8 protein-coding genes and 1 tRNA gene are annotated in these 13,028 nt (G+C 40.7%); 2 read left to right on the top strand and 7 right to left on the bottom strand.

The window, feature by feature from the left end:
• Window positions 1-158 precede the first annotated feature (158 nt).
• The 3 genes from IQ226_RS22615 to IQ226_RS22605 form a co-directional block, all read right to left on the bottom strand.
• A complete protein-coding gene (locus tag IQ226_RS22615; RefSeq protein WP_193899148.1) occupies window positions 159-4,355 on the bottom strand; it encodes a DUF4347 domain-containing protein in 4,197 nt (1,398 codons plus the stop codon).
• Window positions 4,356-5,347: 992 nt separating this feature from the next.
• Complete coding sequence (gene cobQ, locus IQ226_RS22610; RefSeq protein WP_193899146.1) at window positions 5,348-6,820, bottom strand: cobyric acid synthase CobQ; 1,473 nt, start codon at window positions 6,818-6,820, stop codon at window positions 5,348-5,350.
• Between the two features lie 130 nt (window positions 6,821-6,950).
• Window positions 6,951-7,355 carry an Npun_F0494 family protein gene (locus IQ226_RS22605; protein ID WP_193899144.1) on the bottom strand — a complete coding sequence of 135 codons (405 nt, stop codon included), beginning with the start codon at window positions 7,353-7,355 and terminating at the stop codon, window positions 6,951-6,953.
• A 459-nt stretch (window positions 7,356-7,814) separates the two neighbouring features.
• Between IQ226_RS22605 and IQ226_RS22600 the strand changes: the two genes are divergently transcribed.
• The gene (locus IQ226_RS22600) at window positions 7,815-8,252 is read left to right on the top strand and encodes a peroxiredoxin (protein ID WP_096670632.1); all 438 of its coding nucleotides are present in this window, start codon (window positions 7,815-7,817) and stop codon (window positions 8,250-8,252) included.
• Window positions 8,253-8,414: 162 nt separating this feature from the next.
• On the opposite strand, the gene IQ226_RS22595 is transcribed toward IQ226_RS22600, so the two are convergent.
• The 4 genes from IQ226_RS22595 to IQ226_RS22580 all read right to left on the bottom strand — a co-directional run bounded on the left by IQ226_RS22595 (window position 8,415) and on the right by IQ226_RS22580 (window position 12,511).
• Window positions 8,415-8,798, bottom strand: coding sequence for a hypothetical protein (locus IQ226_RS22595; protein ID WP_193899142.1), 384 nt, complete (start codon window positions 8,796-8,798; stop codon window positions 8,415-8,417).
• Window positions 8,799-8,819: 21 nt separating this feature from the next.
• Complete coding sequence (locus tag IQ226_RS22590; RefSeq protein ID WP_193899140.1) at window positions 8,820-9,704, bottom strand: ABC transporter permease; 885 nt, start codon at window positions 9,702-9,704, stop codon at window positions 8,820-8,822.
• A gap of 399 nt (window positions 9,705-10,103) precedes the next feature.
• Window positions 10,104-11,456 carry a hemolysin family protein gene (locus IQ226_RS22585; protein WP_193899138.1) on the bottom strand — a complete coding sequence of 451 codons (1,353 nt, stop codon included), beginning with the start codon at window positions 11,454-11,456 and terminating at the stop codon, window positions 10,104-10,106.
• A gap of 359 nt (window positions 11,457-11,815) precedes the next feature.
• The gene (locus tag IQ226_RS22580) at window positions 11,816-12,511 is read right to left on the bottom strand and encodes a hypothetical protein (RefSeq protein ID WP_193899136.1); all 696 of its coding nucleotides are present in this window, start codon (window positions 12,509-12,511) and stop codon (window positions 11,816-11,818) included.
• 228 nt (window positions 12,512-12,739) lie between these two features.
• Here IQ226_RS22580 and IQ226_RS22575 point away from each other — a divergent pair.
• Window positions 12,740-12,812, top strand: a tRNA-Ile gene (locus IQ226_RS22575).
• Window positions 12,813-13,028 lie beyond the last annotated feature (216 nt).

The following is a 13,028-nucleotide window of genomic DNA, read 5'->3' as shown; positions in this document are numbered from 1 at the left end:
GTTTAGAAAAAATGCGCTCTGAAAACATAATTTCTAATTGGTATGAAGTGCAAAGAAACTTATTCACTTTAGTTGTGCGCGACTACATTGTGGACAATCTTACCAATGCTTGTGCTGCTTCATCAACATAGATTCATTTTTTTGTCAATGCGTAAGTCCTAATCTATTCCTTCATTGATATTTTCTATGATGGTATCTGCTACATTATCTACATAATAGGAATCGTTACCTATACCACCAATGAGGGTATCTGCACCAGCGCCACCATTGAGGATATCATTACCAGCACCACCGGTGAGAATATTTGCGGCTATATTACCTGCAATGCTATTATTGAGGCTGTTACCTGTACCGTTAATCGCGTCTATTCTGGTTAGAGTCAGGTTTTCTACGTTGGCGGTTAGAGTGTAACTGATAGTGCTGGAAACGCTGTCTGTTCCTTCATTGATATTTTCTATGATGGTATCTGCTACATTATCCACATAATAGGAATCGTTACCTGTACCACCAATGAGGGTATCCGCACCAGCGCCACCATTAAGAGTGTTGTTGCCAGTATTACCGATGAGGGTATTATTGAGGGTGTTACCTGTACCGTTAATAGAAGTTGTACCAGTTAAGGTGAGGTTTTCTAAGTTGGCTTTTAATGTCCAAGTGATAGAAGATTCAACGGTATCAATACCTTGATTTAAAAATTCAGCAATGACATCACCCACATTATCTACCACATAAGTGTCATTACCTTTACCACCACCTAATAAATCTGCACCTGTTCCCCCGTTCAGAGTGTCATTACCGTCTCCACCACTTAAATCATCGTTTCCTGTACCACCTTTAACCCAGTCATTACCAGTAGTACCATCAAAGCTGACTGTACCTGTAAAGCCACTTAAATCAAAGCGTTCAAATCCGAATACTGTTGTCCCTGGAATATCTAATTGATTGGTGGTGTTATTGGCATCTATGGAGATAGTATCATCAACTGTCCCCCCTGTGATAATTAAGGTATCTGTGCCTGTACCACTATTAATGGTGTCGTTTTGTTGTAAATTGGCAAAGGTGCTGGTGATGATGTTGTCTCCATAGTCAGCATCTATGATATCTTGTTGGGGTGTGGTGGTAAAGCTTTCGTTATCGTTAACATCAGTTACACCAATGGTTAATTGTTTTTCAAAAAATAACTCCCCTTGGTCTGTGGTTCTAACTCTAATGCTGTAACTGTTTTTGGTTTCAAAGTCAAATACAGAGTTGGTTTTAAGTTGATTATTGGTAATAGTGAATAAACTATTATCCGTTGCACCTTCTCCAGGGACTAAACTATAGGTAAAGGTGTCTCCTGTATCTGGGTCTGTGCTACTAAGATTACCAACAACTGTAGCAATGGGTTGATTTTCGGCAACTGTGCTGTTGGAAACAGTTAAGTTAGTAGGAGTTTCATTAACATCAGTTACACCAATGGTTAATTCTTTTTCATAACTTAACCCACCTTGGTCTGTGGTTTTGACGCGAACGCTGTAACTGTTTTTGGTTTCAAAGTCAAATACAAAGTTGGTTTTAAGTTGATTATTGGTAATAGTGAATAAACTATTATCCGTTGCACCTTCTCCAGGGACTAAACTATAGGTAAAAGTGTCTCCTGTATCTGGGTCTGTGCTACTAAGATTACCAACAACTGTACCAATAACTTGATTTTCGGCAACGGTGTTATTAGAGAGAGTTAAATTAGTAGGAGTTTCGTTAAAGTTGCTGACTCCAATGGTTAATTGTTTTTCAAAAAATAACCCACCTTGGTCTATGGTTCTAACTCTAATGCTGTAACTGTTTTTGGTTTCAAAGTCAAATACAAAGTTGGTTTTAAGTTGATTATTGGTAATAGTGAATAAACTATTATCCGTTGCACCTTCTCCAGGGACTAAACTATAGGTAAAGGTGTCTCCTGTATCTGGGTCTGTGGTGGTGAGATTACCAACCACTGTACCAATGGCTTGGTTTTCGGCAATTGTGCCGGTGGAGAGAGTGAAGTCTGTTGGTGCTTGGTTTAAAGATGGACTAGTAAACTCACTGACATTAATAATCTTTAAACCACCTTCATAATCAGCAACATAAGCGTAGTTACCGACTACTTGCACACCATTAGCATAACCAGATGTATCATAATTACCCTGGAAGGTGGGGGTTGTGGGGTCGCTAATGTCTATGATTTGTAGTCCTGACCAAAAATCAGCAACATAAGCGTAGTTGCCCACCACTTGCACACTTTGAGCAGAGCCAGAAGTATCATAATTGCCCTTGAGGGTGGGGGTAGTGGGGTTGCTGATATCTATGATTTGTAGTCCTGAATCATAATCAGCAACATAAGCGTAGTTGCCCACCACTTGCACACTTTGAGCAGAGCCAGAAGTATCATAATTGCCTTTGAGGGTGGGGGTTGTGGGGTCGCTAATGTCTATGATTTGTAGTCCTTTAGAATCAGCAACATAAGCATAGTTACCGACTACTTGCACACCAAAAGAATATCCAGAAGTATCATAATTGCCTTTGAGGGTGGGGGTTGTGGGGTCGCTAATGTCTATGATTTGTAGTCCTTTAGGATCAGCAACATAAGCATAGTTACCGACTACTTGCACACCAAAAGAATATCCAGAAGTATCATAATTGCCTTTGAGGGTGGGGGTTGTGGGGTCGCTAATGTCTATGATTTGTAGTCCTTTAGAATCAGCAACATAAGCATAGTTACCGACTACTTGCACACCAAAAGAATATCCAGAAGTATCATAATTGCCTTTGAGGGTGGGGGTTGTGGGGTCGCTAATGTCTATGATTTGTAGTCCTTTAGAATCAGCAACATAAGCGTAGTTACCCACCACTTGCACACCAAAAGAAGATCCAGATGTATCATAATTACCCTTGAAGGTGGGGGTAGTGGGGTCGCTAATGTCTATGATTTGTAGTCCTTTAGAATCAGCAACATAAGCGTAGTTACCCAACACTTGCACACCAAAAGAAGATCCAGATGTATCATAATTGCCCTTGAGGGTGGGGGTAGTGGGGTCGCTAATGTCTATTATTTGTAGTCCTGACCAAGAATCAGCAACATAAGCATAGTTACCCACCAATTGCACACCTATACCACCATAAGCAGATCCAGATATATTATAATTGCTCTTGAGGGTGGGGGTTGTGGGGTTGCTAATGTCTATGATTTCTAGTCCTGAACCACTATAATAACCAAAACCAGCAACATAAGCATATTTATCGACTACTTGCACACCATAAGCAGGTCTAGATGTATCATAATTGCCCTGGAGGGTGGGGGTAGTGGGGTCGCTAATGTCTATTATTTGTAGTCCTGAATAACCATCAGCAACATAAGCGTAGTTACCCACCACTTGTACACCAAAAGCATTGTATATATCATAATTGCCCTTGAATGTGGGGGTTGTGGGGTTGCTTATGTCTATTATTTGTAGTCCTGACCAAGAATCAGCAACATAAGCGTAGTTACCGACTACTTGCACACTTTGAGCAGAGCCAGAAGTATTATAATTGCCCTTGAGGGTGGGGGTAGTGGGGTTGCTTATGTCTATGATTTGTAGTCCTGAATAAGTATCAGCAACATAAGCGTAGTTACCCACTACTTGCACACCATAAGCATAATTAATATTGTAAGTTCCCTTAACAACAGGTTTACTAGGATTGCTAATATCAATGATATCTAGTGTGTCCCCCACGGCGTAGGCATAGTTACCCACCACTGTCACAGCATGGGCATAGGTTAAAAAATCCCACTCTCCCACTAATGTGGGTGCAAATACTCCCTGGTAGGTGTTGAGGGTGTCTGCACTAAAAACAATATCCGGCAAATAAGGTAGAGACGTTCCATGGAACGTCTCTGTAACGGGAATATTCACCTCTAATTGCCAATTTCCCCCTAATGCTGCATTGCCGGTTTTTGTGGCTGACGCGCTAATGGTTGCGTTGGTTATCTCATGTAATTTGTGAATAAATTCTGCCCCAGCGTCCCCAGCAGCGACGTTACAGGCATATAGTAAAATATTCTGACGTTGCCAGTGTTGTAACTGTTGGGTGTAATTGTGAATATTGGTTAAGTTTAATTGACTATTTCCTAAATACAAGCATCCCGGCGCACCGTGGGAAACGATGTGAATGGTGGTGATGTGGGGATGTTGTTGTAAAACTTGGCTAATTTGCTCAATCCCGTCTTGATTTCGGGAAAGAATCACCGTTTCTACACCCTCTACAACTCCTGTTTGTAGAGTCTGATAGTCGGAAACGGAGGCATCAATAAAAACAATAGTTGTCGCGGTTTGACGGAGAAAAGAGTTGCTAAACATATTTTTTTCCTTTTCACTTGGTAACTAAGCTTTCATACCCGCCCGGAACTGAAGTTCCGGTCTAATAGTTAAAGTGCGTTGAAACTTACTCTGATGATATCAAAATCAAAAATTATCCTATTTCTCGAATAAATACCAACAAGAAAGGAGGTACTTGACACTGTTGAGCAGTGGTAAACCTTTACAAATTCTTATCCAAACAGGTTAAATATGTATATGATACTAGGATGTGTTACTTATAAACACAACCGTAATCTTTTAGTTATAAATAATCTTTTAATGACACATATTTAGGGTAACATATGTGACATATATGGAATTGAAAATTTATACTCAACACGGCTTAATTATTTGATTCTCCCGGTAGGGGTTTAGCAATGCTTAATGGTGTCAACTTAACGTAAAACCCATAACCCAACTAATTTTTCCGGTTTCCCCCTTCCCAGCCTTCGGCACGCTGCGCTAACGTAGGGAAGGGGGGAATGGGGGTTAGGTTTCTGGAGATTATCGGTTTCATCTAATACTTTTCAAACAACCTCTAAGTGAGAGTTGGTGGGTTAGTTGTCATATATTTTCGTGATAGTTGTTTTATGAACAATAACAGCAGCACCTCTCATTTTACCCCACTCTCACTGTGAAGGAGAAGGGACTTGTTTACAAAAAAAGGGAATAGGGAACAGGGAACAGATAAGAAACAAAAGTTACTGAGTTTAAAGTTCAGTCAAGAAAAAGATGTTTTGGTTCTTCGGTACTTGTTATGCTAAACCGAGAAGTTAAGAGATCTCTGCCTTCACAGACAACTTATTCACCAAACCCTATTTATTTAAGAGACTTCCCATTAAAAAAATACCCAAAAATTTCTTGTGGTGCGGGCATCTTGCCTGCTAATCATCAAGGACGGGCAGGATGCCCATCCCACAAGATTGGCAAGCAGTTCATCTTTTTTGTGGAGTTATCTAACTCAAATCAGATGAACTAACAAGCATCTTAATCTATATAAATGGTGTTAAATCTAAATGTTCTTCAATTTGAGTAGCTAAAGAATCTAACATTTGTTCCCGCTGTTCTTTGTAGTTAGCTACACCTGTGGGTAAAGATTTCAAACCCCGTTGTTGCCGGAGACGATTTACCCAAGCCCGTCGCCAAGGACCATTATCGAAAATTCCATGTAGATAAGTTCCCCAAACTGATTGACAACTATCTACTAACCCTAAATTAGCATCATCAAATAGAGGCTGACAGGATTTTTGATCTGCTGGGTTTTCTATGCGCGAGCGCCCTTGGTGAATTTCAAACCCAGTCACAGGTAAACCCGCTTGGGGATAATTGGAAGTAACTTGACGCTGACGGGCAGTTTTTTGACCAGTAATGACTGTTTTTATAGGTAATAAATTTAACGCTGGATATTTACCAGATTGTCCTTCCATTCCTTCTGGATCAGTTATAGACTGCCCCAACATTTGGAAACCGCCACAAATGCCTAAAACCGTGCCACCAGAAGCTGCATAGTTTTGAATTGCTTCTGCCATGCCGCTTTTTTGCAAGGTAATTAAATCGGCAATGGTGGTTTTTGTCCCTGGGATAATTACTGCATCTGGATGTCCTAAACTTTGCTTAGGATGTAAATATTTGACGGTGACTGATGGTTCTGATTCCAAGGGGTCAAAATCGGTGAAATTGGCAATTCTGGGTAAACGAATCACCGCAATATTTAGTTCAGAGTTAGCTTTTGTGGGTTTGCGTTCTAGTAAATCTAGGGAGTCTTCCGCTGGGAAAACTTGTTCTAAATAGGGAATCACGCCGACAACAGGGATACCTGTGCGTTCTTCTAACCATTTAATTCCGGGTTCGAGAATTGAGCGCTGTCCTCGAAATTTGTTAATGACGACTCCTTTAATTAAGGCGCGTTCCTCTAGATCTAATAGTTCTAGTGTGCCGACTACATGAGCAAATGCTCCACCTCTATCAATATCAACTACTAAAAGCGTGGGTGCATTTAAGTGTTTTGCCACCCGCATATTAGTTAGGTCTTTGTGTTTGAGATTAATTTCGGCGGGACTACCAGCACCTTCACAAACGAGGGCATCAAACTCTGTAGATAGGTATTGTAGACATTCTTTGATGGTCTGCCAACCGATGTCAAAATATTGTTCGTAATAATTTGTGGCGCTGACTTTCCCGATGGCTTTACCTTTGAGGATAATTTGCGATGTCATATCCCCTTGGGGTTTCAGTAAAATTGGGTTCATTTCTACCAGGGGGGCTATTCCCGCCGCCCAAGCTTGCACTGCTTGAGCATAGCCTATTTCGCCACCACTGGCGGTAACATAGGCGTTTAAAGCCATATTTTGACCTTTAAAGGGGGATACTCGCAACCCGCGCCGGGAAAGAATCCGACAAATAGCTGTGGTTATGAGTGATTTCCCTGCGTGGGATGTTGTTCCCACTACCATGATTGATTTCATTTTTAACTATATTTTAGTATGCTGAGATTTAGTAGTGCATCTGTAAATAAACTGTTATTTTTTTAAACTTGCATAAGTACGGCGGGCAAGATGCCCACCCCACCAAAGTTTTAAGCACAATTAATGTCGGTCAAAAGGGTAAACGTAACCAACGAGTCATAAAATCATTGTAGCGATCGCTCAGGGAAGGATTAGGCAATTTCTGATCTTTTAACTTGACAATCAATTGATGACCCAAGGGGGTTAGGCGAAAACTGTCTGTAATGCCCTGTCCATCAACTTCTCGCCGCAATACTCCCACATCAATTAACCAGGCTAAAGCGTTTTCACAGGTCAATTCTGATAAGGGTTGCTTGGTGTAATTTTGCTGAGTTCCTTTCTCCATTGCTATAGCACCTAGTTGGATACTTTGGCTAGTCATGGCTATAAACAAATTCAGGTTAAAGGGTGAACAGATTAGCGATCGCTCGGCTCTTTCTAGGGCTTTACTAGTATAGACTAAGGGTTTAAGGTTTGAGGAATCCACAGTAGGCATTTTATTACTCTATGTTGGGCTTTTTGTCAATGCTTGGAAAATAAATACCTCTTTGGCAGAATATTCGGTAAGCAAGTTATAAGGGAAATGCCGAAAACCCTTGAAGATGTAGCTGACTTAGGAAGCTACATCTGTGCTTTAGACAAGGGATGAAGGCTAGAGGCTTTCCTTTATCCTGCATTGATTTTAATCCATATTCGTGATACAACTATATTGTCACTAAAGACGTAAAAAGCTACCGAGGGACTCTCGGAAAGTTACGCTTGTCAGATATGATTTCGCCCGCCAGGTCCAACGAAATCAGGGCAAGAACCCAAATATTTAAGGCAGTGCCTGAAACTGGGATAACTGAGGGATATAGACTGAAACTCTCTATAGAATCTCCGCGTCTTTAGACCGGAGAGTGTCAATGTAAAATCTTGATTGCATGAATATTTTCTAAACAGGATAAGGTGAATTATGCCTCTAACAGTTGGTACAGACGCACCTGCATTTACCACTACAGATACTAACGGCAACACAGTTTCATTGTCTGATTTTAAAGGTAAAACCGTAGTTCTCTACTTTTATCCCAAAGATGACACACCTGGCTGCACTAAACAAGCTTGCAGTTTCCGCGATGCTCAGTCAGAATATACAAGTAAAGGTATTGTTGTGTTAGGTGTGAGTGCTGATGGTGAGGCAGATCACCAAGCATTTACCCAGAAGTATAATCTGAATTTCCCTTTACTAGCTGATACCAACAAAAGTATCATCGCTGCTTATGATGTTGATGGTGGTGGTTATGCCAAGCGTGTTACCTACATAATTGATGGTGATGGCAAAATCATTGATGTTGATGCTTCTGTTAACACTAGTACCCAAGCCAGTGATGTTTTGGCAAAACTGGGACTTTAATCATCAAGTAACTCCTTGAGGGCGTAGACTTTGCGCCCATTATTTCCCATTTACAGCAATTTCCAATCATATTAAGGTACATCCTAGCCCCCTCATCGCTTGCGGGGAGGGGGTTGGGGGTGGGGTTCTTGTTCCAGGTTTGATGACAATTTGCTGTAAGTGTTATTTACCTGATGATGGTGAAATCTGTAAAGGAAAGAGATTTTGTCCAGGGATAATGACAGAGGTGCCTGGATTTTGTTGTAGTTGAGGTTGAAGTAGTTTCTGTTGTTCTGCCTTAAATGCGGCTATGGCTGGATCTAACTGTTGATTTTGTTGTTCCGCATTCCATTGGGTATTGCTCATTTGCAATGTGTGCATGAGAGTGAGGGGGTTGAAATCTGAGCCATTACCAGATAAGGTATTGCTATTGCGATCGCTTTCCAAAGTCCCAAAAGGTTGACTAGGATTAGCTAAGGTGGGTGATACTCCTAATAGAGAAGCGAAACTAATGCCGGCGATAGTGGCAACAATAATTTTGCGAACTGGTAAAAATGGACTTTGCATGAAAATTCCCCTTATATATTTTTAAGCAAGACTGCGACGTAGTTGAGGTTGGATACTCAATAAAGCCACTAGTGCAAAACCGAGTAATACTAACAACGCTACCCCAAAGGTAACATCACCCCAAAAGGCGTGCATAACGATATCATTTAATCCCCAACTGCTATGTAAATACAAATAGCGAATGGGTTCAATTGCATAGCTGAGAGGGTTGAGGGTGGCGATAACCTGCAACCAACCGGGCATGAAGGACAAAGGCGCTAAGGCTGTGCTGGCGAATAATAATGGGAGGTTAGTGACAAAAATTACGGCGATAAGTTCAATGTGTCCGGGTAATGCAAAGGCTAAACCTAAAGAAATAGCGGTGACACCTAAAGCGAGGAGAAAGACAATGAGAGCGATCGCACATAATCCTGTAATATCAGGTAAACCAGCCCCTAAAAATGCCGCTGCTGCCACAATTACCGCTGCTTGGAGTAAACTTTGGCTAATAATAAAAATAGCAGAAGCAAAAACAATTGAAAAGCGCGAAGCTAGAGGTGCAACCAGCAAGCGATTTAAAAAGCCAAATTCTCTATCAAACATCACAGGTAAGCCGGCATTTAACGCCCCAGCAAAAGCAGTAAATACTATCACGCCTGCTGCTAAAAATTGTCCGTAATTTGTCGTACTACCAAATAAGCCTGTAGGCGCATTTTGGAATAAAGCCCCAAACAGAACTAACCACATAACAGGCTGAATAATCCCGGCTATCAGGCTAGAGGGACGGCGTTGGAGTTGAATAAATAGACGACGGGTTAAGGCAAAAGTTTCTTGAACAATTTCTGCCAAGAAGTTGGAGTTTGTATTCTCAACTACATTAGATGCGGTAAGTTCTTGCCAATTCATCACTGCTTTATCATTATTCATAGGGAGTGCTAAAATGTAGGGATTCAGGAGTAGGGAGTAGGGGCGCAGGGCCTGCGCCCAGTCAGGTGTTTGGAGTCAAAATGAAGAGTATTTTTTTCTTGTGTTTTTTGTTGACGCAACCATTCTGAATTCTGAAAAATGTATCAATTATAAACATCTCTGTAGTTTTTAATTACCAAAGAACATTTATAATTCTTAATACTATATTATAACCAATATCCAATAATATCAAAGTAGAGCGATCGCACTCCGCAGGAATTGCCATTTTGACAAAGTTATAGCAACGGTCAAGGTGGTTAGGACATGAATTGTTAGTGTCAACGTACCGTAGGTATTCATGGAACTCCGTCCACAAAAGGTTTTTATTCCTGACTCCTGACTCCTGACTCCTGACTCCCGCTATCTATCTTCATCTAAAATTCTAATTTGGATTTGGTGAAGACGCGGACCAGTAACAGAGATGATAGTAAATTCAAGATTGTCATAATGAAATATCTCACCTTTGTTGGGGATTTTTTGGCATTGATAAAGCAAAAATCCGCCCAAAGTTTGATATTCTCTCATTAAAGGTAAATTGAGATGTAGGATTTGATTAACTTCTTCCAAATTAATTTGCGCTTGCACCAAAAATGTCTGTTTGTCTACCATTTGAATCAATAAATCATTGGTGCTGTCAAGTTCACCAGCATGACCAATAATTTCCGCAATAATATCTTGAATAGTTACCAGTCCTACAGTTCCCCCAAATTCATTCACTACCATCACCATAGCGGGTTTCTCTTGCTGCATCATTGGCAAAAGTTCACTTAAAAGCGTTTGTTCCGGTACAAATCGAGGTGGACGCATCCAAGACTGAATTTGTGTTTCTGGGGTGATTTTTCCTAACGCCAAAGGTTGTGCTAAATCCTGAAAGTAGACTATACCGCGAATATCGTCTAAAGATTCACCAATAATAGGATAGCGAGAGTGACCAGTGGTAGCTATTTCCTCAAGTAAGGTTTGAAAACTCGCAGTTATGGGGATACCAATAATGCTAGTGCGAGGAATCATGATGTCTTCAGCGGTAATATCCCCAAATTCAAAGACATTATTTAAAAGTTCTCGTTCAGCATTTTCTAAACCCGTAGATTCTCGTTCTGTAGAGATAATTAATTGTAACTCTTCCGGTGTCACAGGCGGTCGCCAACTTTGACCCGTATATTCAATCCCAAACAATCGTAATAGCCAATGGGTGGATTGATTAAGAACCCAAATAAAGGGACTGAAAAACCGGACTATAGATTTAACAGATGGTCCCAAAAATCTAGCTAGATGTTCTGAGTATAACATAGCCACTGATTTTGGACACAATTCTCCTAAAACAATTTGTAAGTAAGCAATAGCAAAAAAGGCAATGGGAACTGATAAAGAATGAGCGAGTAAATAATTCATTCTCACACTTAACGGCCAGGAATCGAGCCATTTTTCCACCAATACAGCAATTGTACTTTCGCCAATCCAACCCAGAGCCAAACTAGAAAGGGTAATACCTAATTGGGCTGTAGATAGTAGTCTATCAATACTACGTTGTAATGTTTCCACTGCGATCGCTCGAATATCACCAGCTTGTACCAACTGTTGAATCCGAGTTCGTCGCACCGTCACCATTGAAAACTCCGCCGTCACAAAAAAGGCATTGATAGCAATTAGCACTAGCACGCTACACAATCGCAGTCCTGTATCTGTCCAACTTAAGGTAGAAAAAGCACTCACTGTCTAAGATAGTGTAGAATTTGACAACTGGAGCAGAAAATCCCAAATAAATTTTAATTACGGCTGGCTAAATAAACGGAAACCCTAGATATATTAAGAGTTTCCGGGTTAAAAAAGATAAATCAGATGTCAGGAATAAGCATTGAAACCACCAAAAACCCATCACTTTCTCAAATTTGAGACTATTCTCACTTCCTTCTTCCTTCTTCCACCTGACTCCTAGCCCCCACGAAAAGACTTTTTTAGCAAACCCTAGTACCGCAGGGCGGAAGTCAAAAGTCAAAGGTCAAAAGTCAAAACTAATGTACAGTAGGCTTTTTGGCGATTGAATATGGTTGCTTTATTTACGCCGTGATGTACTAGTTATCTTTCTCTACAGGAATATCAGACAATTGTAACTTGAGTTTTTGAGCCGGATAATCAGTTAAAGATAAAGATATCTGCTTGACATCATCAAGTAAAACGGTAGGAATGCTGATTGTACCTTTAAATTCTGCACCTTTGGCGGGCAGTTCTGCGGGTAAACCTTCGGTAATTGCACTCAAAGTTCTGCCTTTGTCATCAGTAATATCTAAAAAGCTATAGAGAAACCGCACAGACTCGTCACCTTTATTCTGCATATTCACTTTTAATAGTAAATCACCACCGGAATAGCGAATAGATTTTACAGACATGGTAACACCTTCACTTTCAGCCGTTACCGGAAATCCTGGTTGAGAAGTCTCTTCGACAACGGGTGTTTCCTTTGGTTGCGGCTTGGTAACTTTAATCTCTTCTTCTTCCGATTTGTCTGGTTTATTACCCTTTTTTTTGTCGTTAATTCGTGATTTCACGGCTTTGAGAATATCTTCTTCTTTTAAGAAAGCTACACTTTCCTCCTGGGGGTTATTAGCCTTGTTGCTGTTAAGTTTAGTCACAGGACGACCATCTGGTGTAGTCACACCTTTAAGTGCCATACTCCCCAGGGTAAAGCCCAAAAAACCACTTGCAGAACCGGCACCCAACATCAGAGTTAACAAAATTAAAGTTAGTAGTACAGTAGTATTTATTCTCATAAGGAAATTGAAATTTAGATTTAGTTACTATATATGCTAATGGGGATTTTTGAATTTAGCATTCCCGATTTTAGGCCCTATACTCCTACAAGGAAGAAAAATCAGGAATTGTTCTTGATGATTGTTTATAGGTTGCCAAATTATGATATAATGGTGTACTGTGGTTAAAGTAAAGTCATGAAATAAATGACTAAGCTGAAATTACAAGGTCAAAATCCAAGTAAATAAGCGCCTTTGGCCGATTGGGGAGGCAACGAACTCATAATTCGTCTTCAGGCTGGTTCGATTCCAGCAGGGCGCACTTTGTGAAACCTATATACAATAAGCTTTTTGGATTGGTAGAGTAGTTATACTCAAAACGGCTTGATTGTTTGATTCTAAAGGTAGGGGTAAAGCATGAGCTTAATGGTGTCAACTTAACGTTAAACGGGCGGTTAGAAAAGTTAGTTTAATTTCACCTCAACAGGGCGGGGAAACCCCAGGGCGGGGAAACCCCAGGGCGGGGAAACCCCAGGGC

The organism is Dolichospermum sp. LEGE 00240 (assembly GCF_015207875.1).
In the GTDB taxonomy this organism is placed as follows: Bacteria; Cyanobacteriota; Cyanobacteriia; order Cyanobacteriales; family Nostocaceae; genus Dolichospermum; species Dolichospermum gracile.
The sequence above is the reverse complement of the archived record's forward strand: the minus strand, read 5'-3'. Positions and strand labels throughout refer to the sequence as shown.